Here is a 25,521-nt window from a genome sequence, read left to right on the forward strand (position 1 = left end):
CCCCTACCCACCCTCGTACGGATCACCGGGACCACTTGCACAAACGCCCCCGATGAGTTCCTCTCGAAGAAGGGGCGAATCGAACGCCAAGACGAGGCGGCGAGACCAGGTGCTCTTCACCGACCGCGACGACGCGGGACGACGACTCGCCGAGGCCCTCCGGAAGTACGAGCCGGAGAACCCCGTGGTGCTGGGCCTGCCCCGGGGCGGCGTGCCGGTCGCCTTCCACGTGGCCCACGCCCTCCGCGCCCCCCTCGATGTGATCGTGGTGCGCAAGCTCGGGGTCCCGTACCAGCGCGAGCTCGCCTTCGGCGCGATCGGTGAGGGCGGCGTACGCGTCATCAGCGACGACATCGTCCGCCGCGGCCGCATCACCCCGCAGGACATCGCCGAGGTGGAGGCCGCGGAACAGGAGGAACTGGCCCGTCAGGCCCACCGCTTCCGGGCCGGCCGCTCCCGCGTCCCCCTGCGCGCCCGTACGGCGATCCTGGTCGACGACGGCATCGCCACCGGCGCCACGGCCGCCGCCGCCTGCGCGGTCGTACGGGCACAGGGCGCGGCCAAGGTGGTGATGGCGGCCCCGGTGGCCCCGCCGGACGCCGCGGCCCGCCTGGCGGAGGCCGCCGACGACGTGGTCTTCCTGGCCACGCCGGCCGGATTCTCCGCCGTGGGCCAGTGGTACCACGACTTCTCCCAGACCCCCGACGAGGAGGTCATCGCCCTCCTGACCCGCGCGGCCGCCTGGGAGGCGACGCCCCACAACCCCCCGAAGGCACCGCCATGAGCCCATCCACAACGACCATCGACGTCGTGATCGACGCGGCGGGCTTTACCCTCCCCGGGGAACTCACCCTCCCGCCGGACGCCCGCGCAGTCGTGGTCTTCGCCCACGGCTCCGGCAGCAGCCGCCACAGCCCCCGCAACCGCCAGGTCGCCTCGGCCCTCAACCGCGCCGGCCTGGGCACCCTCCTCTTCGACCTCCTCACCCCGGCCGAGGAGCAGACCCGCGCCCACGTCTTCGACATCCCCACCCTGTCGGCCCGCCTCACCGACACCACGACCTGGCTCCACACCCGCACCCCGACCCTCGACCTGGCCTACTTCGGCGCCAGCACAGGAGCCGCGGCAGCCCTCACGTCAGCGTCACTGCCGGACTCCCCGGTCTACGCGGTGGTCTCCCGAGGCGGCCGCCCCGACCTGGCGACCTCCCTCCCCACGGTCCGCGCCCCTACCCTCCTCATCGTCGGCGGCGACGACACCCAGGTCCTCGCCCTGAACCGCGAGGCCCAGGCCCGACTCCGCTGCGAGAACCGCCTGGAGGTCATCGAGGACGCCACCCACCTCTTCGAGGAACCGGGCGCCCTGGAAGAGGTAGCCACCCTGGCCACGACCTGGCTGACCACCCACCTCCCCACCCCCTGAGACGTCCGCGGCGGGAGGCGGAAAGGAGGATGCCGGCTGGGGCGACTGGAGCACCAGGATGAAGATGAACCTGCTCGTCATGGGCGCCGACGGGGGTGACCTGAACGACGCATCGCGCCACATGAAGCACTACCTGGACAACACGGGTACCCCCATGGAGCTCCCGGTCGACAAGATGCTCACCGACAACAAGGGCTTCCGGAACCACGTGGACCAGGTGTGTATGGGCCCCACCACTGCCCGCACCAGTGGGCTGCAACTTCCCGCACTCTCCTGTGCCACGCACGCGAGGACCACCTACAGGTCGAGCTCGTGCGCCATCGGCACGCACTCCGAGTGCGCCCATTCGTCTCCCGCCACAGCACCGGTCGGCATCCCGGTGATCTACGAGGCCTGCGACTGCTCCTGCCGCACCACGGACGACGCGCCGGAACCGCGGCAGGCGAACCAGTGAGCGGACGAGCCCCCAGCGGCTCTCTCGCCGCCAACGTTGAGATCACATCGATCACCGTGCAGAGGGGCGACGTCATCCGGATCGGGGGCCAGTCGTGCCGGGTAGCCGACCTCGTCCAACCCCCCGCCGGTGCGAAGCGACTGCTCTTCGAGACGGGCGAGGCGCTGACGAGGCACGCCCAGGCCCAAGTCATCGCCCTTCAGGTGATGAGGAAGTGGTGACCCACCCCGTGCCCTCCCGCCGCCACGCCATCGCCGGCCGATTCCTCCGCAGCTCGTGAGCATCCTGCGCGAGCACCTTGACACCTTCGGGACTGCCAAGGACGGGCGGCTCTTCTTCAGCGAGGGTGGGGGAGTGGTGTCGTCGTCCACCTACTACCGGGCCTGGCAGGAGGCGCGGGTGCTGGCCCTGCCGCCGGCCACCGCTGCCTCACCGCTCGCCCACGGCCGTACGACCTGAGGCACTCGGCGCTGTCCACGTGGCTCAACGCCGGTGTCGACCCCACCGAGGTCGCCGAGCGCGCCGGCAGCAGCGTGGAGGTGCTGCTCAGTCGGTACGCGAAGTGCCTCGACGGGCGCCAGGAGGTGGGCAACCTTCGGATCGAGGATCTGCTGCGCGAGTACGAGTGATCGCGAGTGGGTGGCGATACGCTGCGAGGCCCCTGGACCTGTCCGGGGGCCTTCGGCGTTCCTGGGGCTGACCTGGGGCGATGCGCCAAGATCCTGTCCATGAATAGTCCACAGCCGCTGACAATACGGGTGCACACGGCGGCAGTTGGCTGCACATACGCGAAGACCCCGTCTCAGCGAAGTTGCTGATGGCGGGGTCTTTGGGCACTTCCTGCGAAGTGCCCCCGGCAGGATTCGAACCTGCGCACACGGCTCCGGAGGCCGTTGCTCTATCCCCTGAGCTACGGGGGCGTGTCGTTCGCTGTGCGGCGACGGGTTGAACACTACCAGCTTCCGCGGGGTGATCAGAAACCGTTTCGCGAGGAGGGGTGCCCGGGTCGCCCGGACGGGGTGGAAGTGGCAAAAACCCGGACGCGGGGGCGTGCGCGGACCTACTCTCGAGTTGTGCCAGGCGCCTCGGGTCGGGTTCTTGTTGTCGACGACAACAAGGTCATCCGGCAGCTGATCAAGGTCAATCTCGAGCTGGAGGGCTTCGAGGTCGTGACCGCGAGCGATGGTGCCGAGTGTCTGGACGTCGTGCACGAGGTGGCTCCCGATGTGATCACGCTGGACGTGGTCATGCCACGGCTGGACGGGTTCGGGGCCGCCGCGCAGCTCAAGGCCGATCCGCGGACGCGCCATCTGCCCGTCGCCATCGTCAGCGCCTGTACGCAGCACGAGGTGGAGAACGGGATCGAGGCCGGGGTCGACGCGTTCATCGCCAAGCCCTTCGAGCCCGCCGAGCTGGTGCAGGTCGTGCGCAGGCTCGTCGAACGGCGCGATCGGGAAGGGCGTGAAGGGGCTCCCGCCGGGAGGGGGAGGGGCTGACCCCCGGCACCCCTCTGTTCACATCGCGAAACCGTTCGCGTGAGCGTGGGGTGTCTCCCCTAGGCTGGGTTCCGTGACGCCCGCCGATCTCACCCGCACCGTCGTGCGCGCCGTGCGCTGCGCCGTCGACGACGGGGAGCTGCCCGCGCATGCCGCGGTGCCCGCGCGGGTGGTCGTCGAGCGGACCCGCCCCGGTGGGGTGGGGGAGTACGCCACGCCCGTCGCCTTCCAGGTCGCCAAGGCCGCCGGCTGTGCGTCCGGCGAGGTGGCCCGGGTGCTGGCCGGGCGGCTGGGCGCCGAGACCGGGATCGCCCGTGTCGAGGTCACCGGCGCAGGTTTCTTGAACTTCGTGCTGGAGGAGCGGTCCTCCGTCGATGTGGTGCGGGACGTGCTGCGCCTCGTCCCCGCCGTCCCCCCCGTCTCCGTTGTCCCTGCTCCTGCCGACGGCGAGTTGCGTGCTGTCGTCGTCGGGCGGGCCGTCGGGCGGATTTTGGTGAGTCAGGGGATCTCCGGTGGGGAGCCGCTGCCGAACGTTGCGCCCGTTGCGCGGCGGGACGGGGACGTCGTCGCGCGGTTCGGGGGCGACGCCGCCGTCTGGGCCATGCTGTGCGTGCCTGCTCGTGAGACGCCGAGTTTCAGTGGTTCGCTGCTCGTGCAGGACGAGTCCAGTGAGTTCTTCCGGGTTCGGTACGCGCATGCGTGTGCGGTCGCGCTGGTGCGCAATGCCCGGCTGCTCGGGTTCGGGTCCGAGTTGCTGCCCGGCCCGCACGGCGACGGCGCCGGGTTGTTGCGTGTGCTCGCCGATCATCCGCTCGTGCTCGAAGCCGCCGCGCACCACCGTGCGCCCGAGCGGCTGGTCCGGCACCTCGTCGAGCTGGCCGACGCGCTGCTCGACTTCCAGTACTGCGTCCTGCCCAAGGGGGACGAGAAACCCTCGGCCGCCCACCGCGCCCGGCTCGCCCTTGCCGAAGCCGCCGGGACGGTGCTGGCCGGCGGCCTGGCCCTGCTCGGCATCCACGCACCCGACTGCCTGTGATCCGCGAAGAGAGATACCGATGAGCCGTTCCGCCCACCCCGCCGGCCCCCGCCACGCCGATGTCCTGTCCGAGGGCCACTACACGCCGCCGCCCGCCGACCTGAACGCCCTCGACGAGAAGGTGTGGTCCCGGACCGTCCGACGGAACGACGACGGCGTCGTGAGTGTGGGCGGGGTCGAGGTCACGCGGCTTGCCGAGGAGTTCGGGACCCCGGCTTATTTCCTCGACGAGGAGGACTTCCGGGCCCGGTGCCGGGCCTGGGCCCACGCCTTCGGGGCGGACGCCGATGTGTTCTATGCAGGCAAGGCGTTCCTCTCCAAGGCCGTCGTGAAGTGGCTCAAGGAAGAGGGGCTGAACCTGGACGTGTGCTCCGGCGGGGAGCTGGCCACCGCCCTCGCCGCCGGGATGCCCGCCGCGCGCATCGCGTTCCACGGCAACAACAAGTCCGTGGCGGAGATCACCCGCGCCGTCGAGGCCGGCGTCGGGCGGATCGTCCTCGACTCCTTCCAGGAGATCGCCCGCGTCGCGCACATCGCCCGCGAGCTGGGCGTACGCCAGCCCGTGCAGATCCGGGTGACGGTGGGCGTCGAGGCGCACACCCACGAGTTCATCGCCACCGCCCACGAGGACCAGAAGTTCGGCATCGCCGTCGCCGACGGTTCGGCGGCCGAGGCCGTGCGCCGCGCCCTCGGGCACGACTCGCTGGAGCTGCTCGGCGTCCACTCCCACATCGGCTCGCAGATCTTCGACATGGCCGGCTTCGAGGTCTCCGCCCGCCGCGTGGTCCGCCTGCTGGCCGCCGTACGCGACGAGCACGGCATCGAGCTGCCCGAGATCGACCTCGGCGGCGGCCTCGGCATCGCCTACACCTCCTCCGACGACCCGCGCGAGCCCCAGGAGATCGCCAAGGCCCTGCAGGAGATCGTCTCCCGCGAGTGCGAGGCGGCCGGGCTGCGCGCGCCCCGCATCTCCGTCGAGCCGGGCCGCGCCATCGTCGGCCCGACCGCGTTCACCCTCTACGAGGTCGGCACGATCAAGCCGCTGCAGGGGCTGCGCACGTACGTGTCCGTGGACGGCGGCATGTCCGACAACATCCGCACTGCCCTCTACGACGCCGAGTACTCCGTCACCCTCGTCTCCCGCACCTCGGACGCCGAGCCGGTGCTCGCCCGCGTCGTCGGCAAGCACTGCGAGAGCGGTGACATCGTGGTCAAGGACGCCTACCTGCCGGCCGACCTGGCCCCCGGCGACCTGATCGCCGTACCCGCCACCGGGGCGTACTGCCGCTCCATGGCGAGCAACTACAACCATGCGCTCCGCCCGCCCGTCGTCGCCGTGCGCGACGGGGCGGCGCGGGTGATCGTCCGGCGCGAGACGGAGGAAGATCTCCTGCGTCTCGACCTCGGATGATGGAATAGCTGTCTCATCCAATGGACCGAGGATGGAAACTTGTGTCCATTGGGTGAGACTGGTTCAAACCCGGCGCGCAATACCGCCCGCCGGGAACCGAAGAAAGATCGAAAGGCGTAGGTCGAATGATGCGTACGCGTCCGCTGAAGGTGGCGCTGCTGGGCTGTGGAGTGGTCGGCTCAGAGGTGGCGCGCATCATGACGACGCACGCCGACGATCTGACGGCCAGGATCGGCGCGCCCGTCGAGCTGGCGGGCGTCGCCGTGCGCCGTCCCTCCAAGGTGCGCGAGGGCATCGACCCCGCGCTGATCACCACCGACGCGACCGCCCTGCTCAAACGGGGTGACATCGACGTCGCCATCGAGGTCATCGGCGGCATCGAGCCGGCCCGCGGCCTCATCACCACCGCCTTCGACCACGGCATCTCCGTCGTCTCGGCGAACAAGGCACTCCTCGCCCAGGACGGCGCCGCCCTGCACGCGGCCGCCGAGCAGGCCGGGCTGGACCTCTACTACGAGGCCGCCGTCGCCGGCGCCATCCCGCTGATCCGCCCGCTGCGCGAGTCCCTCGCCGGCGACAAGATCAACCGGGTGATGGGCATCGTCAACGGCACGACGAACTTCATCCTCGACAAGATGGACTCCACCGGCGCCGGCTACCAGGAGGCCCTCGACGAGGCCACCGCCCTGGGCTACGCCGAGGCCGACCCGACCGCCGACGTCGAGGGCTACGACGCCGCCGCCAAGGCCGCCATCCTGGCCGGGATCGCCTTCCACACCCGGGTGCGGCTGGACGACGTCCACCGCGAGGGGATGACCGAGGTCAGCGCTGCGGACTTCGCCTCCGCCAAGCGCATGGGCTGCACCATCAAGCTGCTCGCGATCTGCGAGCGGGCCGCCGACGGCGGGTCCGTCACGGCGCGCGTGCACCCGGCGATGATCCCGCTCAGCCACCCGCTCGCCTCCGTCCGCGAGGCGTACAACGCCGTCTTCGTCGAGGCGGAGGCCGCCGGGCGGCTCATGTTCTACGGGCCCGGCGCGGGCGGTTCGCCGACCGCCTCGGCGGTCCTGGGCGACCTCGTCGCCGTCTGCCGGAACAAGCTCGCCGAGGCAACGGGGCCCGGCGAGTCGGCGTACACCCAGCTGCCGGTCAGCCCCATGGGGGACGTCGTCACCCGCTACCACATCAGCCTCGATGTGGCGGACAAGCCGGGCGTCCTCGCCCAGGTGGCGACGGTCTTCGCGGAGCACGGCGTGTCGATCGACACCGTCCGGCAGCAGGGCAAGGACGGCGAGGCCTCCCTCGTCGTCGTCACCCACCGCGCACCCGACGCCGCCCTCTCCGGGACCGTCGAGGCGCTGCGGAAGCTGGACACCGTCCGCGGTGTCGCCAGCATCATGCGTGTTGAAGGGGAGTAAGGACCCATGAGCAGCAATCGCACCCACCAGTGGCGCGGCATCATCGAGGAGTACCGGGACCGGCTGCCGGTCACGGAGACGACGCCGGTGGTGACGCTCCGCGAGGGTGGTACTCCCCTCGTGCCCGCGCAGGTCCTGTCCGAGCGCACGGGCTGCGAGGTGCACCTCAAGGTCGAGGGCGCGAACCCCACCGGGTCTTTCAAGGACCGCGGCATGACCATGGCGATCACCAAGGCCAAGGAGGACGGCGCCAAGGCCGTCATCTGCGCCTCCACGGGCAACACCTCGGCCTCGGCGGCCGCGTACGCGGTGCGCGCCGGGATGGTGTCCGCCGTCCTCGTGCCCCGCGGGAAGATCGCGCTCGGCAAGATGGGCCAGGCCCTCGTGCACGGCGCGAAGATCCTGCAGGTGGACGGCAATTTCGACGACTGTCTCGACCTGGCCCGCGCGCTCTCCGACAACTACCCGGTGGCGCTGGTCAATTCCGTCAACCCGGTGCGCATCGAGGGTCAGAAGACGGCCGCGTTCGAGATCGTCGACGCGCTCGGCGACGCCCCCGACGTCCACGTGCTGCCCGTCGGCAACGCCGGCAACATCACGGCGTACTGGAGGGGCTTCAAGGAGTACAAGGCAGACGGCCTGGCCTCCCGTACGCCCCGCGTGTGGGGTTTCCAGGCGTCCGGTTCCGCGCCCATCGTGCGCGGCGAGGTCGTCAAGGAGCCGCAGACCATCGCCACCGCGATCCGCATCGGCAACCCGGCCTCGTGGGAGCACGCGCTCGCCGCGCGCGACGAGTCGGGCGGTTTCATCGACGAGGTGACGGACCGTCAGATCCTCGCGGCCTACCGCCTGTTGGCCGCGCAGGAGGGCGTCTTCGTCGAGCCCGCCTCGGCCGCCTCGGTCGCCGGCCTGCTCAAGGCCGCCGAGCTGGGCCTGGTCGACCCCGGCCAGAAGATCGTGTGCACGGTCACCGGCAACGGCCTGAAGGACCCCGACTGGGCGGTCGCCGGAGCCCCGCAGCCCGTCACCGTCCCGGTGGACGCCGAAGCCGCGGCCGTCCGCCTCGGCCTGGTCTGACCCGCCGTCCGCCGCGGTCCGGCCGACACCGGCCGGGCCGTGGCGGGGCCGCCGGCGGGGTGGCGCCGATGCGCCGTCACGGTGCCGCGGCGCCGCCGAAGCCCCGGCGGTCCGCGCCGAGTTGCCGGATTCCGACTCCTTCCGCGGACTTCCCGGGCCTTCCCGGGTTTTCCCGAGCCTTCCGGGGCCTTCCCGGCCGTTCCGGATCCGCTCCGGACGCCTCGCGGAATCCGGCAACTCGGGTCGTACGACGGCAAAACGCAACCGAATCCGGGGTCCGGGACGCGACACGCATCGTGCGCCTCCTGTGCGCCCTATGTCGCGGGAGAACCTTCCTTCGATACGCTGTACTGACATCCACCACCGCGCATATGACCGCGGTGCTGCCCCGAGGGCCCCCGGGTGTCGTACCTTCTCCAGTACATTCACAGCGAACTTCTCGCAGAGTCACAAGGAGTGTCATCGGACGATGGCCGGTCCAGCGTTCCGCGCCGCCGCCGTACGGGTGCGCGTCCCCGCCAGCAGTGCCAACCTCGGCCCGGGCTTCGACGCCTTCGGTCTGGCCCTGGGGCTCTACGACGACGTGGTCGTCCGCGTGGCCGACTCCGGCCTGGACATCGACATCGCGGGCGAGGGCGCCGACACCCTCCCGCGGGACGAGAGCCACCTGCTCGTACGCTCCATGCGCACCGCGTTCGACCTGCTGGGCGGTCAGCCGCGCGGCCTGGAGGTCGTCTGCGCCAACCGCATCCCGCACGGCCGCGGCCTCGGCTCCTCCTCCGCCGCCATCTGCGCCGGCATCGTCGCCGCGCGCGCCGTCACCATAGGCGGCGAGGCCAGGCTCGACGACACGGCCCTGCTGGAACTGGCCACCGAGATCGAGGGCCACCCCGACAACGTCGCCGCCTGCCTGCTCGGCGGCTTCACCCTGGCCTGGATGGACGGCGGCAGCGCCAAGGCCATCCGCATGGAGCCCTCCGACTCCGTCGTTCCGGTGGTCTTCGTCCCCGCCAAGCCCGTCCTCACGGAGACCGCGCGCGGCCTGCTGCCGCGCACCGTCCCGCACGTGGACGCGGCCGTCAACGCGGGCCGTGCGGCCCTCCTCGTGGAAGCCCTGACCAGGCGCCCCGAGCTGCTGCTGCCGGCCACCGAAGACCGGCTCCACCAGGAGTACCGGTCCCCGGCGATGCCCGAGAGCGTGGCACTCGTCAACCGACTGCGGGCGGACGGCATCCCCGCGGTCATCTCCGGCGCGGGCCCCACGGTCCTCGCGCTGGCCGAAGGCGGCGCGGCCGACAAGGTCGCGCAGCTCGCGGGCGGGGGATGGGCGGCCAACCGGCTGGCCCTCGACGCCGCGGGCGCGAGCGTACTTCCGCTGGGAACCCAGGGCGGCTAGGCCGTACGGGCCGGTCGGCCAAGGGGCGGGCGGCCAGGGCAGGCCGCCCGCGCGGATGGCGCGATTGCCGGTGATTGAGAGGGGGAATATCTGTTGGATCCGGTAGTGTTACTCTCAAGTGCGCAGCCGAAGCCGCCTTGGCTCGGCGCTCAGTGTCCCCATCCGGGACCACCTTTCTTCCGGGAGCCTCCCCGACTGCTCTGATCACCTCCGGCAGTTTCGAGCACGCTCCGGAATCGGAATCGGCGTGAATTTCCCACGCTTCCAGCTCGGGGGCCTCTCGCCGGAACCACTTATGCACGTTTCTCTCCGCCGTACTTCTACCGGCGGACAACCGCCCCGGCTCAGTCCATACACCTAGGACTGCTGCCGGACAGCACAACCGGTCGCCGAGCCAGACAGGCCGACGTCCGCTCCAGGGAAGGACCCTTCGTGAGCGACACCACCGATCTGATGGGCGCTGCCGACACCTCTGTCGACACCAGCGCTCCCGCCGCGGCCTCCGCGCCCAAGCGACGCCGCTCCGGCACCGGCCTCGAAGGCATGGTCCTGGCCGAGCTGCAGCAGGTCGCGTCGGGCCTCGGCATCAGGGGCACCGCGCGCATGCGCAAGAGCCAGCTGATCGAGGTCATCAAGGAGGCGCAGGCCGGCGGCAGCACCGCCAAGGCCGCGGCACCCGCCGCCGACGCCGCCGAGGCCAAGCCGAAGCGCCGCGCCACCAGCAAGGCCCGCACGGGCGAGGCCGCCGCGGCGCCCGCCGAGAAGTCCGCCCCGGCGCAGATCGAGATCCCGGGCCAGCCGGCCGGGGGCACCGCCCGCACGAGCGAAGCCGAGCGCGCCGCAGAGGAGGCCCCGGCCGGCGAGCGCCGCCGCCGCCGTGCCACCGCCCCCTCCGGCAGCCCGGAGAACGCGGCCGCCGCCACCGTGACCGTCGAGGCCAAGGCCGAGACCGCCACGGCCGCCGCGCCCGCCGAGACCAAGGCCGAAGCCACCACCGCCGTCTCCGCGCCCGCCCAGGGCGGCCAGGAGGGCGAGGGCCGCGGCCGCCGCGACCGCCGCGAGCGCGGGGAGCGCGGGGAGCGCCAGCGCGACCGCCGCGAGCGCGGTGCCAAGGCCGACGAGCAGGGCCAGGGCGCCCAGGGCGGCCAGGGCGGCCAGGGCCAGGGCGGCGGCCGGGGCGACCGCGACCGCCAGCAGGGCGACCGCGACCGCCAGCAGGGCGGCCGGGGCCAGGGCCAGCAGGGTGGTCAGCAGGGCCGCCAGGACGCCGGTCCGCAGGACGACTTCGACGACGAGGGCGGCCGTCGCGGCCGTCGCGGCCGCTACCGCGACCGCCGTGGCCGTCGCGGCCGTGACGAGTTCGCCCCGGGCGAGCCGCAGGTCGCCGACGACGACGTCCTGATCCCCGTCGCGGGCATCCTCGACATCCTCGACAACTACGCGTTCATCCGGACCTCGGGCTACCTGCCCGGCCCCAACGACGTGTACGTCTCCCTCGCCCAGGTCCGCAAGGCGGGTCTGCGCAAGGGCGACCACATCACCGGTGCCGTGCGCCAGCCCAAGGACGGCGAGCGCCGCGAGAAGTTCAACGCGCTCGTGCGCCTGGACTCCACCAACGGCATGGCGCCCGAATCCGGCCGCGGCCGCCCGGAGTTCCAGAAGCTGACCCCGCTCTACCCGCAGGACCGGCTCCGCCTGGAGACCGACCCGGGCGTGCTGACGACGCGCATCATCGACCTGGTGTCGCCGATCGGCAAGGGCCAGCGCGGCCTGATCGTGGCCCCGCCGAAGACCGGCAAGACCATGATCATGCAGGCGATCGCCAACGCGATCACCACGAACAACCCCGAGTGCCACCTGATGGTCGTCCTCGTCGACGAGCGTCCGGAAGAGGTCACCGACATGCAGCGGTCGGTCAAGGGCGAGGTCATCTCCTCGACCTTCGACCGCCCGGCCGAGGACCACACCACCGTTGCCGAGCTGGCCATCGAGCGCGCCAAGCGCCTCGTCGAGCTCGGCCACGACGTGGTCGTCCTGCTGGACTCCATCACCCGTCTGGGCCGCGCGTACAACCTCGCGGCGCCCGCCTCCGGCCGCATCCTGTCCGGTGGTGTCGACTCGACCGCGCTGTACCCGCCGAAGCGCTTCTTCGGTGCCGCGCGCAACATCGAGGACGGCGGCTCGCTGACCATCCTGGCCACCGCGCTGGTCGACACCGGCTCGCGCATGGACGAGGTGATCTTCGAGGAGTTCAAGGGCACCGGCAACATGGAGCTCAAGCTCGACCGGAAGCTCGCCGACAAGCGCATCTTCCCGGCCGTCGACGTCGACCCGTCGGGCACCCGCAAGGAGGAGATCCTCCTCAACAGCGAGGAGCTCTCCATCGTCTGGAAGCTGCGCCGGGTGCTGCACGCGCTCGACTCGCAGCAGGCCATCGAGCTCCTGCTCGACAAGATGAAGCAGACGAAGTCGAACGCCGAGTTCCTGATGCAGATCGCCAAGACGACCCCGTCGGGCAAGAACGACGACTGACGCCGTCACGGCATCCCACCGGGACCGCCCCCACCGCAGCCGCGGCGGGGGCGGTCCCGCGTTCGCCGCCCGTACGGGGCCTTCCGGAGCCGGTACGGGCACGACCGGGCACGACCGGGCACGGCTGGGCACGCCCCGGCGCGGGAGCCTCCGTACGGCGGCAGGCGCGGCCCCTGCGGCCCCGTACGGCCCTTCCGGCGCTGCTGCCCCGCCCGGCCCCGGAACCCGGTGCGACCTTCGCCACATCCGCGACCTGCGGGGGCCCGGCGGGCCGGTCCGTGGAACCCGCGGAGGCGTTCCCCCGTCTGTGTCAGCGGGCGGGCGGGGGTAGCCCGAGGCCGGACGGACGGCCGGGCCCGCGCCCAGGACTGAGGAGAGCATGAGCGAGGAGAGCAGGGGCGAGGGGCGGCGTGCCGCCGCGGACCGGCGCCAGGGCGGGCCGGCGAAGCGGAAGGCCCTGTCCATAGCCGCCTGGAGCGCGGCCGGCGTGGTTCTCCTCGGCGGGGCGGGACTCGGCTGGTTCTACTTCAAGATCAACGGAAATCTGAAGACGGTCGACATCGACCAGGCGCTCGGCGCCGACCGCCCCCAGAACGTGAACAACGGCTCGATGGACATCCTCGTCCTCGGCTCCGACTCGCGCGCCGGCGCGAACGGCGACTACGGCCGCGACGACGGCGGCTCCGCACGCTCCGACACCGCGATGATCGTCCACCTGTACGAGGGCCACAAGAAGGCCACCGTCGTGTCGATCCCGCGCGACACCATGGTCAACCGCCCCTCGTGCACCACGAGCAACGGCAAGACCGACCGCGGCAGCACGCGCGCGCAGTTCAACGAGTCGTTCACCATCGGCGGGGCGGCCTGCGCGGTCAAGACCGTCGAGAAGATGTCGGGGATCCGCATGGACCACTACATCGAGGTCGACTTCACGGGCTTCAAGAAGATCATCGACAACCTCGGCGGCGTCGAGGTGACCACCACCAAGCCGATCAAGGACGACGGCAGCCACCTCAACCTGGCGGCCGGCACCAACCGCCTCAACGGCGAGCAGGCCCTCGGCCTGGTCCGCACCCGCAAGAGCGTCGGCGACGGCAGCGACCTCGGCCGAATACAGCTCCAGCAGGCCTTCATGAAGGCCCTGATCAAGCAGGTCAAGAGCATCGGCATCTTCGACAACCCCAAGCGGCTGCTCGACCTCGCCGACACCGGCACCAAGGCGCTCACCACCGACAAGTCGCTCGGCGACGTGAAGTCCCTCATGGGCTTCGCCCAGAGCCTGCAGGGCATCGACGCCCAGAACATGCAGATGATCACCCTGCCGGTGGCCCCGGACCGCTACGACCCGAACCGCGTCGCGCCGCTCACCAAGGAGTCCAAGATGGTCTGGGACGCCCTCCTGGCCGAGCAGCCGGTCCCCGCCGAGGCCACCGCGAACTCCGCCGGCGACAAGAGCCCGGCCGGCGACATCGTCCGCTAGCGGAATAGATGCCGGGCCCTCCTGGTTGAGGAGGTCGTTCCCGGAATTTTGACAGGCAGCCCGGTCCTGGCAGACTGGTCTGTCGGCCCCGGTTCACGCACGCGGCAATTCGGCCCCTGCGACCCGGCGCCCTCCCGAATCTAGGAGACACCTTGAAGCGCGATGTTCACCCCGAGTACGTCGAGACCCAGGTCAGCTGCACCTGCGGCGCGTCGTTCACCACCCGTAGCACCCTGACCGAGGGCACCATCCGTGCCGAGGTCTGCTCCGAGTGCCACCCGTTCTACACGGGCAAGCAGAAGATCCTCGACACCGGTGGCCGTGTCGCCCGCTTCGAGGCCCGCTTCGGCAAGGCTGCCGGCTCGAAGTAGCGAGCCCACGGCGCCGGACCCCGGCCGCACCCCGCTCACGCGGGCGCGGCCGGGCCGGCGCCTTTGTCGTCCCGCAGCCCTTTTTCGTACTTTTCACCCCAGGAGCCCCCGATGTTCGAGGCGGTCGAGGAACTGGTCGGCGAGCACGCCGACCTCGAGAAGAAGCTCGCCGACCCTTCGGTCTTCTCCGATCAGGCCAACGCGCGCAAGCTGAACAAGCGCTACGCGGAGCTGACCCCGATCATCGCCACCTACCGGGCGTGGAAGCAGTCGGCCGACGACATCGAGACGGCGAAGGAGTTCGCCGCCGACGACCCCGACTTCGCAGCCGAGGTCAAGGAGCTCACCGCGCACCGCGAGGAGCTCACCGAGAAGCTGCGCCTGCTGCTCGTCCCGCGCGACCCCAGCGACGACAAGGACGTGCTGCTGGAGATCAAGGCGGGCGCGGGCGGCGACGAGTCCGCCCTCTTCGCCGGCGACCTGCTGCGCATGTACCTGCGCTACGCCGAGCGCGTGGGCTGGAAGACCGAGATCATCGACTCCACCGAGTCCGAGCTCGGCGGCTACAAGGACGTCCAGGTCTCCGTCCGCACCAAGGGCGGCAACGGCGCCACCGAGCCCGGCCAGGGCGTGTGGGCCCGCCTGAAGTACGAGGGCGGCGTGCACCGCGTCCAGCGCGTCCCGGCCACCGAGTCCCAGGGCCGCATCCACACCTCCGCCGCCGGCGTGCTCGTCACCCCGGAGGCCGAGGAGGTCGAGGTCGAGATCAACCAGAACGACCTGCGCATCGACGTGTACCGGTCGTCCGGCCCCGGCGGCCAGTCCGTCAACACCACGGACTCCGCCGTCCGCATCACGCACCTGCCCACCGGCGTGGTCGCGTCCTGCCAGAACGAGAAGAGCCAGCTCCAGAACAAGGAGCAGGCCATGCGCATCCTGCGCTCCCGCCTGCTGGCCGCCGCCCAGGAGGCCGCCGAGCAGGAGGCCGCCGACGCCCGGCGCAGCCAGGTCCGCACCGTCGACCGGTCCGAGAAGATCCGTACGTACAACTTCCCGGAAAACCGGATCTCGGACCACCGGACCGGCTTCAAGGCGTACAACTTGGACCAGGTGCTCGACGGCGACCTCGACCCGGTCATCCAGTCGTGCGCCGACACGGACTCGGCCGCCAAGCTCGCGGCCGCGAACCCGAACTGACCCCCCTCCCCCCGTACGACAGCAAGCCCGGAGGACCAGCGTGAACTTGCTGCTTGCCGAGGTGGCCCAGGCCACCCAGCGGCTGGCCGCCGCAGGCGTGCCCTCACCGCGCTTCGACGCCGAGGAGCTCGCGGCCTTCGTCCACGGCGTCAAACGGGGGGAACTGCACCGCGTCAAGGACGCGGACTTCGACGCCCGCTACTGGGAGGCCGTCGCCCGCCGCGAGGCGCGCGAGCCGCTCCAGCACATCACCGGCCGCGCCTTCTTCCGGTACCTGGAGCTCCAGGTCGGGCCCGGGGTGTTCGTGCCCCGGCCCGAGACCGAGTCGGTCGTGGACTGGGCCATACAGGCCGTCCGGGCGATGGACGTCGTCGAGCCGCTGATCGTGGACCTGTGCACCGGGTCCGGAGCCATCGCCCTCGCCATGGCCCAAGAGGTGCCGCGTTCGCGCGTACACGCCGTGGAGCTGTCCGAGGACGCCCTGCGCTGGGCCCGCAAGAACGCAGAGGGCTCCCGGGTCACCGTCCACCAGGGCGACGCCCTGGAGGCCCTGCCCGAGCTCGACGGACAGGTCGACCTGGTGATCTCCAACCCGCCGTACATCCCGCTCACCGAGTGGGAGTACGTCGCCCCCGAGGCCCGCGACCACGACCCCGAGATGGCGCTCTTCTCCGGCGAGGACGGCCTCGACACCATCCGCGGCATCGAGCGGACCGCCCACCGGCTGCTGCGGCCCGGCGGCGTCGTCGTCGTCGAGCACGCCGACACCCAGGGCGGCCAGGTTCCGTGGATCTTCGCCGAGGAGCTGGGCTGGGCCGACGCCGCCGACCACCCCGACCTCAACAACCGCCCGCGCTTCGCGACCGCCCGCAAGGCACGCCCGTGAGCGCCCCCCTTCCCGCCACCCACCTGCTGCACGAGGAGGCCCGCTGATGGCCCGGCGATACGACTGCAACGACGCGACGGACCGCGCGACGGGCCTGCGTGAAGCCGCATCCGCCGTGCGCCGCGGCGAGCTGGTCGTGCTGCCCACCGACACCCTGTACGGGATCGGTGCGGACGCCTTCAGCGCGGAGGCCGTCGGCGACCTGCTCACCGCCAAGGGGCGCGGCCGGAGCATGCCCACCCCGGTGCTCATCGGCTCCCCGAACACCCTGCACGGCCTGGTCACGGACTTCTCCGAACAGGCCTGGGAGCTCGTCGACGCCTTCTGGCCGGGCGCGCTGACCCTCGTCGCCAAGCACCAGCCCTCGCTGGCCTGGGACCTGGGCGAGACCCGGGGCACGGTGGCCGTGCGCATGCCGCTGCACCCCGTCGCGATCGAGCTGCTGACCGAGGTCGGCCCGATGGCCGTGTCCTCCGCGAACCTGACCGGCCACCCGGCGCCCGAGGACTGCGACGCGGCGCGCGCCATGCTCGGCGACTCCGTCTCCGTGTACCTGGACGGCGGCCCCACCCCCGGCATCCAGCCGTCGTCGATCGTCGACGTCACCGGGAAGGTTCCCGTCCTGCTGCGCGAGGGCGCGCTGACCGCCGAGCAGCTGCGGGAGGTCGTACCCGACCTCGAGGTGGCCCCGTGAGCCCTCAGGGGCGTGGCATAGCCGGGGGGCAGCTCCCGCCCGCGGACGGCGCGGGCACCTTCCGCATCCTCCACGTCAGCACCGGCAACGTCTGCCGCTCGCCCATCACCGAGCGGCTGACCCGGCATGCGCTGGCCCACCGCCTGGGCGACATCCCGGCCAGCAGCCTGATCGTGGAGAGCGCCGGCACCTGGGGCCACGAGGGCGCCCCGATGGAGGCGAACGCGGCCGCCGTGCTCGCCGACTTCGGCGCGGACGCCTCCGGGTTCACCGGGCGCGAGCTGCTCGACGAGCACGTCATACGCGCCGACCTCGTCCTGACCGCCACCCGCGACCACCGGGCGCAGGTCATCTCCATGGGGCACTCGGCGGGCCTGCGCACCTTCACCCTGAAGGAGTTCACCCGCCTGGTGCGGGCGATAGACCCGGCGACGCTGCCGCCCCTGGACGACGGCGTCGTCGAACGCGCGCGGGCACTGGTACGGGCCGCGGCGGCCCTGCGCGGCTGGCTCCTGGCCCCCTCGCAGGACGCGGACGAGGTGCACGACCCGTACGGCGCCCCGATCACCTTCTTCCGCTCGATCGGCGACGAGATCAACCAGGCGCTGGACCCGGTCGTCACGGCCCTGACGGGCGTCGCGCCCCCGCGCTGACGCGGGCCCGCAGGGGCCTGGCGGGGGGCTGCGCGGGCCCGGCGGTGCCTTCCGGGCCCGGAGGGCCGTCCCGCAGGGGCGCGGCGGCCCCGGCGGGCCTACAGTGGCGGTACCCGGTATCGCCACTGGAGTCGCGCCATGAGCGTCATCACCCCGCCCCCGGACCTGCTGCGGCAGCAGGACCCGCAGATGGCCGACGTGCTCGCCGGGGAGGCGCAGCGGCAGGCCACCTCGCTGCAGCTGATCGCCGCCGAGAACTTCACCTCGCCCGCCGTCCTGGCGGCCCTCGGCTCGCCGCTCGCCAACAAGTACGCCGAGGGGTACCCGGGCAAGCGCTACCACGGCGGCTGCGAGTACGCCGACCTCGCCGAGCGGACCGCCGCGGAGCGGGCGCGGGCGCTGTTCGGGGTCGAGCACGCCAACGTGCAGCCGCACTCCGGCTCGGCCGCCGTCCTCGCCGCGTACGCCGCGCTGCTGCGGCCGGGCGACACCGTGCTGGCGATGGGGCTCGCGTACGGCGGGCACCTCACCCACGGCTCCCCGGCCAATTTCTCCGGCCGCTGGTTCGACTTCGTCGGCTACGGGGTCGACGCCGAGACGGGCCTGATCGACTACCACCAGGTGCAGCAGCTGGCGCGGGCGCACCGCCCCAAGGCCATCGTCTGCGGCTCGATCTCCTACCCGCGCCATCCCGAGTACTCGGTCTTCCGGGAGATCGCCGACGAGGTGGGGGCCTACCTCATCGCGGACGCCGCCCACCCGATCGGGCTCGTCGCCGGCGGGGCGGCGCCCAGCCCCGTCCCGTACGCCGACGTGGTGTGCGCGACCACCCACAAGGTGCTGCGCGGCCCCCGCGGCGGGATGGTCCTGTGCGGCGCGGAGTTCGCGGAGCGGATCGACCGGGCGGTGTTCCCGTTCACCCAGGGCGGCGCCCAGATGCACACCATCGCCGCCAAGGCAGTCGCCTTCGGCGAGGCGGCCCGGCCCGCGTTCACGACGTACGCCCACCGGGTGGTGGCCAACGCCCGCGTGTTGGCGGAGGCGCTGACGGCGCACGGCTTCGCCGTGACGACGGGCGGCACGGACACGCACCTGATCACCGCCGACCCGGCGCCCCTCGGCCTCGACGGCCCCACCGCCCGCGGGCGGCTCGCCGCGGCGGGGATCGTGCTGGACATCTGCGCCCTGCCGTACGGGGACCAGCGCGGGATCCGCCTGGGCACGGCGGCCGTGACCACCCAGGGCATGCGGGAGCCGGAGATGGCCCGGATCGCCGCGCTGTTCACGGCCGCGCTGCAGGGGGAAGCGGCGAAAACCCGCACGGAAGTGGCCGATCTGGCACACTCCTTTCCCCCTTACGGTGGGTAATCGGGGCAAGCAGGGCGTACCGCAACCGCTGTCGGGGTTCCTCGCGTCCTCGCCACCGGGGACATCGCAGCTAATGTGTGGGGCTGAGATGGCCGGCGATACATCTGGGGCAGCCCGTGCGTGAATATCTGCTGACGCTTTGCGTCACGGTGGCGGTGACCTACCTGCTCACCGGGCCCGTGCGCAGGTTCGCGATCGCGGCCGGCGCGATGCCGGAGATCCGCGCCCGCGACGTGCACCGCGAGCCCACTCCGCGGCTCGGCGGCATCGCCATGTTCGGCGGGCTGTGCGCGGGCCTGCTGGTCGCCGACCACCTGCCCAACCTCAACGGCGTCTTCGAGCTGTCGAACGAGCCGCGGGCCCTGCTGTCGGGGGCCGCGCTGATCTGGCTGATCGGCGTCCTGGACGACAAGTTCGAGATCGACGCGCTGATCAAGCTCGGCGCGCAGATGATCGCCGCCGGCGTGATGGTCATGCAGGGCCTGACCATGCTGTGGATCCCCGTCCCGTGGATCGGGACGGTCGCGCTCACCCAGTGGCAGGGCAACCTGCTCACGGTGGCCCTGGTGGTCGTCACCATCAACGCGGTGAACTTCGTGGACGGCCTCGACGGCCTGGCCGCCGGCATGGTGTGCATCGCCGCCGCGGCGTTCTTCCTCTACGCGTACCGGATCTGGTTCGGCTACGGGATCGAGGCGGCGGCGCCCGCGACCCTCTTCTCGGCGATCCTGATGGGCATGTGCCTGGGCTTCCTGCCGCACAACATGCATCCCGCCCGGATCTTCATGGGCGATTCCGGTTCGATGCTCATCGGCCTGGTCCTCGCCGCCGGCGCCATCTCGATCACCGGCCAGGTGGACCCGGACACGATGGCCCTCTTCGCGGGCGGCGAGCGCAACGCGACGCACGCGATGCTCCCGGTCTTCATCCCGCTGCTGCTGCCGCTGACGATCATCGCGATCCCGATGGCCGACCTGATCCTGGCCATCGTGCGGCGCACCTGGAAGGGCCAGTCGCCGTTCGCGGCGGACCGCGGGCACCTGCACCACCGACTGCTGGAACTCGGCCATTCCCACAGCCGCGCTGTCCTGATCATGTACTTCTGGTCCGGCCTGATCGCGTTCGGCGCGGTGGCCTATTCGGTGCACTCCGCTTCGATGTGGATCGTGCTCGTCATCGCGGCCCTGAGCGCCCTGGGCCTGGTCCTGCTGCTCCTGCCGCGCTTCAGGCCGCGCACCCCGCGCTGGGCGGAGTTCCTGGTCCCGCCGCGCTACCGGCACGCCGAGCGGGCCGCCGAGGCGGCCGCGCAGGACTCCTCGGGCCGCGAGCCGGAGCCGGCCCGGCGGATCGCGGTGGGTGTCTCGGGCGTCAACGGAGCGACCGCGGTGGGCCCCCGTTCGCGCTTCCCCGACCGGCGTAAGGCCGAAACGACGCGCTGACGCCGACGGAGCATGTCGGACATGGGGCGTCATTAGCACACAAGCCGAGGGCTTGTCGCGCACACACGGGCGCGTTCACACTCATGTGTGACAGTTGGCACACCCCCCAGGTAAAGCTCTCATCAAATAGTTTGTGATACCGTTCACTAAACCCGGCGACACAGCCGAAGGACCGTAATGCGACGGCTCTTCGGCTCGAGGTTCTCTCTCGGACCGGGCCTACGCTCGTCCCGTACGAGTCCCGTACGAGTCCGTGCCCCCACCACCACCGCGGAGCCAAAGCGCCATGCTGTCCGATGACGCCCGATCCCTCCTGCACGCCGCAGTACCCACCGCTGTCGCCGGCGCAGTCGCCGTGCTCGTCAGCGCCGTGGTCGCGGGCGGCAAGGGAGCCCTCGGCGCAGCCATTGCCACAGTGGTCGTGATGGTCTTCATGGGCATCGGGTTCATCGTTCTGCAACGCACGGCGAAATCGCTGCCGCACCTGTTCCAGGCGATGGGGCTCATGCTCTACACGACGCAGATTCTTTTGCTGCTCGTCTTTGTCGCCGTGTTCAAGAACACCACGCTGTTCAACCCGAAGGCCTTCGCCATCACGCTCGTCGCGACCACCCTCGTGTGGATCGCGGCGCAGACCCGTGCGCACATGAAGGCCAAGATCCTCTACGTCGAACCGGACTCGGTGAAGGGCGACAAGCCCGAAAACTCGGGGCCGAAGTCGTGAGGGGTAGGGCCGGGATAAAGGCGCGTTCGAGATCCTGCTATCGTCCGGTGCCAACTGCGGCACTGCGGGCGCGGGCATCCGAGCTGACGCCTGTTCCATCGCGAGGCTCCATGCCTGAACGCCGCCCCATCATCCGAAACACCAGTCCAGTGCCGAACCGCGGCTGTGCGCCGCGCCGACACAACGAGGTTGCCGTACCTATGCGCCACGCTGAAGGAGCCCGCGGTGAGTGCTGACCAGATGACGCTCGCCTTCGAGGCCGACTGCCAACTCAACTCCGGTTGCGGCTTCCCGGCCCCCGGCCTGCACTCCTTCATCTTCGAGCCCATCGCCGGAGATGCAGGCGGCTGGTACTTCAACAAGCCGATGCTGCTCGCCCTGCTGGGCACGATCATCATCCTGGGCTTCTTCTGGGCCGCCTTCCGCAAGCCGCAGGTCGTCCCCGGCAAGCTCCAGATGGTCGCCGAGAGCGGTTACGACTTCGTGCGCCGCGGGATCGTGTACGAGACGCTGGGCAAGAAGGAGGGCGAGAAGTACGTCCCCTTCATGGTGTCGCTGTTCTTCTTCGTCTGGATCCTGAACGTCTGGTCGATCATCCCGCTGGCCCAGTTCCCGGTGACGTCGATCATCGCGTACCCGGCTGCGCTCGCCCTGATCGTCTACGGCATCTGGATGTCGGTGACCTTCAAGCGCCACGGCTTCGTGGGCGGCCTGAAGAACCTGACCGGCTACGACAAGTCGCTGGGCCCGGTGCTCCCGCTGGTCATGGTGATCGAGTTCTTCTCGAACGTCCTGGTCCGCCCGTTCACCCACGCGGTCCGACTGTTCGCGAACATGTTCGCCGGTCACACCCTCCTGGTGCTGTTCACGATCGCCAGCTGGTACCTCTTCAACGGCTGGGGCATCCCGGCCGCGGGCGTGTCGTTCGTCATGGTCCTCGGCATGACCGTCTTCGAGCTCTTCATCCAGGCTGTCCAGGCGTACGTGTTCGTCCTCCTGGCCTGCAGCTTCATCCAGGGCGCGCTCGCCGAGCACCACTGACGCCCACCCCAAAGCCCCCATTCGTCCGGTGGCCAACCCCCACCGGTCCGTGAAAGAGAAGGAAGAACTGGCATGTCCCAGACCCTTGCCGCCGTCACCGGTTCCCTCAGCTCCGTTGGTTACGGTCTCGCGGCCATCGGCCCCGGCGTCGGCGTCGGCATCATCTTCGGTAACGGCACCCAGGCCCTCGCCCGCCAGCCCGAGGCTGCCGGTCTGATCCGCGCCAACCAGATCCTCGGCTTCGCCTTCTGTGAGGCGCTCGCCCTCATCGGTCTGGTCATGCCGTTCGTTTACCCGTAACGAACGCATACCTGTCCGATTCGACGAAAGGCACTGATGTGAATTCCCTGGTGCACCTGGCGGCAGAGGAGTCTCAGAACCCTCTGCTCCCGCCGCTCCCGGAGCTCATCGTCGGTCTCGTCGCCTTCCTGATCGTCTTCGCCATCCTCGCGAAGAAGCTCCTCCCGAACATCAACACGGTTCTGGAAGAGCGTCGCGAGGCCATCGAGGGTGGCATCGAGAAGGCGGAAGCCGCCCAGACCGAGGCCCAGAGCGTCCTGGAGCAGTACAAGGCCCAGCTCGCCGAAGCCCGGCACGAGGCCGCCCGCCTGCGCCAGGAAGCGCTGGAGCAGGGCACTGCGCTCAAGGAAGAGCTGCGCGCAGAGGGCCAGCGGCAGCGCGAGGAGATCATCGCTGCCGGCCACGCCCAGATCGAGGCCGACCGCAAGGCCGCCTCGCAGGCGCTGCGTCAGGACGTGGGCAAGCTCGCCACCGACCTGGCCGGCAAGCTCGTCGGCGAGTCCCTTGAGGACCACGCCCGGCAGAGCCGCACCATCGACCGGTTCCTCGACGAGCTCGAGGCGAAGGCCGAGGCGGCGCGATGAACGGAGCGAGCCGCGAGGCGCTGCACGCCTCCCGCGAGCGTCTCGACGCACTGACGGACAGCACGTCCGTCGACGCGGCGAAGCTCGCCGGTGAGCTGGCCGCCGTCACCGCGCTGCTCGACCGCGAGGTCTCGCTGCGTCGGGTCCTCACGGACCCGGCGCAGCCGGGTGAGGCCAAGGCCGAGCTGGCCGCACGGCTGCTGGGCGGCCAGGTGGGCGGGGAGACCCTCGACCTGGTGTCCGGCATGGTGCGCTCCCGCTGGTCGCAGTCCCGCGACCTGGTGGATGCGCTGGAGGAGCTGGCGGCCACCGCCGACCTCACCGCGGCCCAGAAGGCCGGCGCGCTCGACGACGTCGAGGACGAGATCTTCCGCTTCGGCCGGATCGTCGCCTCGAACACCGAGCTGCGCGCCGCCCTGACCGACCGCAAGGCGACCGCCTCCGCCAAGGGCGAGCTGCTCCGCAGCCTGCTCGGCGGCAAGGCGAACGCCGTCACCGAGCGCCTGGTGACGCGTCTGGTCACCCACCCGCGTGGACGTAGCCTGGAAGCGGGACTCGAGTCCCTTTCCAAGCTCGCCGCCGAGCGCCGCGACCGCATGGTCGCCACCGTGACCACCGCGGTTCCGCTCAGCGACGCGCAGAAGCAGCGTCTCGGCGCGGTGCTGGCCAAGCTGTACGGCCGCCAGATGCACCTGAACGTCGACGTGGACCCCGAGGTCCTCGGCGGGATCGTGGTGCAGGTGGGCGACGAGGTCATCGACGGTTCCACCTCGAACCGACTGACCGAGGCCGCTCGCCGCATGGCCGGCTGACCAGCCGAGCAGTCACCAACAGAACACAGCATTCCTAGCGGCCCGGTTGGGCCGTGCAGAACTTGCAGAAGATTCCTGGGGGTCGCCCCCAGACCCCTAAGAAACTTCGGGCCCAACAAGGAGAGCAGGGAACCCAGATGGCGGAGCTCACGATCCGGCCGGAGGAGATCCGGGACGCACTGGAGACCTTCGTCCAGTCGTACCAGCCGGACGCGGCCTCGCGCGAGGAGGTCGGCACGGTCAGCGTTGCCGGTGACGGCATCGCGAAGGTGGAGGGCCTGCCCTCCACCATGGCGAACGAGCTGCTGAAGTTCGAGGACGGCACCCTCGGCCTCGCCCTCAACCTCGAGGAGCGCGAGATCGGTGCCATCGTCCTCGGCGAGTTCAGCGGTATCGAGGAGGGCCAGCCGGTGCAGCGCACCGGTGAGGTGCTCTCCGTCGGCGTCGGCGAGGGCTACCTCGGCCGCGTTGTCGACCCGCTCGGCAACCCGATCGACGGCCTCGGCGAGATCGCGACCGAGGGCCGCCGCGCCCTCGAGCTGCAGGCCCCGGGCGTCATGGCGCGCAAGTCCGTGCACGAGCCCATGGAGACGGGCTACAAGGCCGTCGACGCCATGACGCCGGTCGGCCGCGGCCAGCGTCAGCTGATCATCGGTGACCGCCAGACCGGCAAGACCGCCCTGGCCATCGACACGATCATCAACCAGCGTGACAACTGGCGCTCGGGCGACGTCAACAAGCAGGTCCGCTGCATCTACGTCGCCATCGGCCAGAAGGGCTCCACCATCGCTTCCGTGCGCGCCGCGCTGGAAGAGGCGGGCGCCCTGGAGTACACGACCATCGTCGCCGCCCCGGCGTCGGACCCGGCCGGCTTCAAGTACCTTGCGCCGTACACCGGTTCCGCCATCGGTCAGCACTGGATGTACCAGGGCAAGCACGTCCTGATCGTCTTCGACGACCTGTCGAAGCAGGCCGACGCCTACCGCGCCGTGTCCCTGCTGCTGCGCCGCCCGCCGGGCCGTGAGGCCTACCCGGGTGACGTCTTCTACCTGCACTCCCGCCTGCTGGAGCGCTGCGCCAAGCTCTCCGACGAGATGGGTGCCGGCTCGATGACCGGTCTGCCGATCGTCGAGACCAAGGCCAACGACGTCTCGGCGTTCATCCCGACCAACGTCATCTCCATCACCGACGGCCAGTGCTTCCTGGAGTCCGACCTGTTCAACGCCGGCCAGCGTCCGGCCCTGAACGTCGGTATCTCGGTCTCCCGTGTCGGTGGCTCCGCCCAGCACAAGGCCATGAAGCAGATCTCCGGCCGCCTGCGCGTGGACCTGGCCCAGTACCGCGAGCTGGAGGCGTTCGCCGCCTTCGGTTCCGACCTGGACTCCGCGTCGAAGTCCGCGCTGGAGCGCGGCAAGCGCATGGTCGAGCTGCTGAAGCAGGCCCAGTACGAGCCGATGCCGGTTCAGGAGCAGGTCGTCTCCATCTGGGCCGGTACCACCGGCAAGATGGACGACGTCCCGGTCGAGGACATCCGTCGCTTCGAGTCCGAGCTGCTGGAGCACCTGCGCCACAACCGCAAGGAGCTCCTCACCTCGATCCGCGAGGGCGGCAAGATGTCGGACGACACCCTGCAGTCCGTCGCCGACGCGATCGCCGACTTCAAGAAGCAGTTCGAGACCTCGGACGGCAAGCTTCTGGGCGAAGACGCGCCGGTGGCCAAGTAACGACGG

Annotated in this window: 22 protein-coding genes, 1 tRNA gene and 2 pseudogenes; 24 read left to right on the forward strand and 1 reads right to left on the reverse strand. The window is 70.9% G+C overall.

Translation table 11 applies throughout. From position 1 onward, the window contains the following. Positions 1–109 precede the first annotated feature (109 nt). The 3 genes and pseudogenes from ACIQUT_RS24940 to ACIQUT_RS24950 form a co-directional block, all read left to right on the forward strand. Positions 110–1,422: pseudogene (locus tag ACIQUT_RS24940) on the forward strand (phosphoribosyltransferase family protein). A 58-nt stretch (positions 1,423–1,480) separates the two neighbouring features. Further along, positions 1,481–1,876 carry a hypothetical protein gene (locus tag ACIQUT_RS24945; protein WP_403565767.1) on the forward strand — a complete coding sequence of 132 codons (396 nt, stop codon included), beginning with the start codon at positions 1,481–1,483 and terminating at the stop codon, positions 1,874–1,876. Positions 1,877–2,134: 258 nt separating this feature from the next. Then, positions 2,135–2,505, forward strand: a pseudogene (locus ACIQUT_RS24950) (site-specific integrase); the annotation flags it as partial. A gap of 219 nt (positions 2,506–2,724) precedes the next feature. Here the strand turns inward: ACIQUT_RS24950 and ACIQUT_RS24955 are convergent. Beyond that, a tRNA-Arg gene (locus ACIQUT_RS24955) sits at positions 2,725–2,796 on the reverse strand. Positions 2,797–2,895: 99 nt separating this feature from the next. Here ACIQUT_RS24955 and ACIQUT_RS24960 point away from each other — a divergent pair. From ACIQUT_RS24960 to atpA, 21 genes are all read left to right on the forward strand, one after another. After that, a complete protein-coding gene (locus tag ACIQUT_RS24960) occupies positions 2,896–3,372 on the forward strand; it encodes a response regulator (protein ID WP_179173571.1) in 477 nt (158 codons plus the stop codon). A 73-nt stretch (positions 3,373–3,445) separates the two neighbouring features. Continuing rightward, complete coding sequence (nrtL, locus tag ACIQUT_RS24965; protein ID WP_403565769.1) at positions 3,446–4,408, forward strand: ArgS-related anticodon-binding protein NrtL; 963 nt, start codon at positions 3,446–3,448, stop codon at positions 4,406–4,408. Between the two features lie 19 nt (positions 4,409–4,427). Next, positions 4,428–5,819, forward strand: coding sequence for a diaminopimelate decarboxylase (lysA, locus tag ACIQUT_RS24970; protein WP_403565770.1), 1,392 nt, complete (start codon positions 4,428–4,430; stop codon positions 5,817–5,819). 128 nt (positions 5,820–5,947) lie between these two features. After that, on the forward strand, positions 5,948–7,237 hold the full coding sequence (locus ACIQUT_RS24975; RefSeq protein ID WP_403565772.1) for a homoserine dehydrogenase: 1,290 nt from the start codon (positions 5,948–5,950) through the stop codon (positions 7,235–7,237). A gap of 6 nt (positions 7,238–7,243) precedes the next feature. Then, complete coding sequence (gene thrC / locus ACIQUT_RS24980; RefSeq protein ID WP_385682689.1) at positions 7,244–8,314, forward strand: threonine synthase; 1,071 nt, start codon at positions 7,244–7,246, stop codon at positions 8,312–8,314. Between the two features lie 469 nt (positions 8,315–8,783). Then, positions 8,784–9,710, forward strand: coding sequence for a homoserine kinase (thrB, locus tag ACIQUT_RS24985; protein WP_403565773.1), 927 nt, complete (start codon positions 8,784–8,786; stop codon positions 9,708–9,710). A gap of 432 nt (positions 9,711–10,142) precedes the next feature. Continuing rightward, the gene (gene rho / locus ACIQUT_RS24990; protein WP_403565774.1) at positions 10,143–12,242 is read left to right on the forward strand and encodes a transcription termination factor Rho; all 2,100 of its coding nucleotides are present in this window, start codon (positions 10,143–10,145) and stop codon (positions 12,240–12,242) included. A gap of 379 nt (positions 12,243–12,621) precedes the next feature. After that, positions 12,622–13,722: an LCP family protein gene (locus ACIQUT_RS24995; RefSeq protein ID WP_403565776.1), complete on the forward strand. Its 1,101-nt coding sequence runs from the start codon at positions 12,622–12,624 to the stop codon at positions 13,720–13,722. Positions 13,723–13,874: 152 nt separating this feature from the next. Beyond that, a complete protein-coding gene (gene rpmE, locus ACIQUT_RS25000; protein WP_030153765.1) occupies positions 13,875–14,093 on the forward strand; it encodes a 50S ribosomal protein L31 in 219 nt (72 codons plus the stop codon). Positions 14,094–14,204: 111 nt separating this feature from the next. After that, a complete protein-coding gene (gene prfA, locus ACIQUT_RS25005; RefSeq protein WP_403565778.1) occupies positions 14,205–15,290 on the forward strand; it encodes a peptide chain release factor 1 in 1,086 nt (361 codons plus the stop codon). A gap of 40 nt (positions 15,291–15,330) precedes the next feature. Next, positions 15,331–16,176 carry a peptide chain release factor N(5)-glutamine methyltransferase gene (prmC, locus tag ACIQUT_RS25010; RefSeq protein WP_403565780.1) on the forward strand — a complete coding sequence of 282 codons (846 nt, stop codon included), beginning with the start codon at positions 15,331–15,333 and terminating at the stop codon, positions 16,174–16,176. A gap of 46 nt (positions 16,177–16,222) precedes the next feature. Next, on the forward strand, positions 16,223–16,870 hold the full coding sequence (locus ACIQUT_RS25015) for an L-threonylcarbamoyladenylate synthase (protein ID WP_403565782.1): 648 nt from the start codon (positions 16,223–16,225) through the stop codon (positions 16,868–16,870). Continuing rightward, positions 16,867–17,523, forward strand: a complete 657-nt coding sequence (locus tag ACIQUT_RS25020; protein WP_403565784.1) for a protein-tyrosine-phosphatase — start codon at positions 16,867–16,869, stop codon at positions 17,521–17,523. Before ACIQUT_RS25015 ends, ACIQUT_RS25020 begins: the two co-directional genes overlap by 4 nt. A gap of 138 nt (positions 17,524–17,661) precedes the next feature. Next, positions 17,662–18,891 (forward strand): serine hydroxymethyltransferase, encoded by a 1,230-nt coding sequence (gene glyA / locus ACIQUT_RS25025; RefSeq protein ID WP_403565786.1) that lies wholly within the window; start codon positions 17,662–17,664, stop codon positions 18,889–18,891. Positions 18,892–18,995: 104 nt separating this feature from the next. Then, entirely contained in the window at positions 18,996–20,330 is a 1,335-nt protein-coding gene (locus ACIQUT_RS25030; protein ID WP_403565821.1) for an MraY family glycosyltransferase, read from the forward strand. A gap of 286 nt (positions 20,331–20,616) precedes the next feature. Beyond that, positions 20,617–21,054: a hypothetical protein gene (locus tag ACIQUT_RS25035; protein WP_403565788.1), complete on the forward strand. Its 438-nt coding sequence runs from the start codon at positions 20,617–20,619 to the stop codon at positions 21,052–21,054. 225 nt (positions 21,055–21,279) lie between these two features. Further along, positions 21,280–22,095: a F0F1 ATP synthase subunit A gene (gene atpB, locus ACIQUT_RS25040; RefSeq protein ID WP_403565789.1), complete on the forward strand. Its 816-nt coding sequence runs from the start codon at positions 21,280–21,282 to the stop codon at positions 22,093–22,095. 72 nt (positions 22,096–22,167) lie between these two features. After that, on the forward strand, positions 22,168–22,395 hold the full coding sequence (gene atpE, locus ACIQUT_RS25045) for an ATP synthase F0 subunit C (RefSeq protein ID WP_403565790.1): 228 nt from the start codon (positions 22,168–22,170) through the stop codon (positions 22,393–22,395). A gap of 38 nt (positions 22,396–22,433) precedes the next feature. Beyond that, positions 22,434–22,979, forward strand: coding sequence for a F0F1 ATP synthase subunit B (locus tag ACIQUT_RS25050; RefSeq protein WP_403565792.1), 546 nt, complete (start codon positions 22,434–22,436; stop codon positions 22,977–22,979). Then, on the forward strand, positions 22,976–23,791 hold the full coding sequence (locus ACIQUT_RS25055; RefSeq protein ID WP_403565794.1) for a F0F1 ATP synthase subunit delta: 816 nt from the start codon (positions 22,976–22,978) through the stop codon (positions 23,789–23,791). Before ACIQUT_RS25050 ends, ACIQUT_RS25055 begins: the two co-directional genes overlap by 4 nt. A 137-nt stretch (positions 23,792–23,928) precedes the next feature. Then, positions 23,929–25,515 carry a F0F1 ATP synthase subunit alpha gene (atpA, locus tag ACIQUT_RS25060; protein ID WP_179173564.1) on the forward strand — a complete coding sequence of 529 codons (1,587 nt, stop codon included), beginning with the start codon at positions 23,929–23,931 and terminating at the stop codon, positions 25,513–25,515. Positions 25,516–25,521: the final 6 nt, after the last annotated feature.

The organism is Streptomyces sp. NPDC090445, assembly GCF_044769385.1.
In the GTDB taxonomy this organism is placed as follows: domain Bacteria; phylum Actinomycetota; class Actinomycetes; order Streptomycetales; family Streptomycetaceae; genus Streptomyces.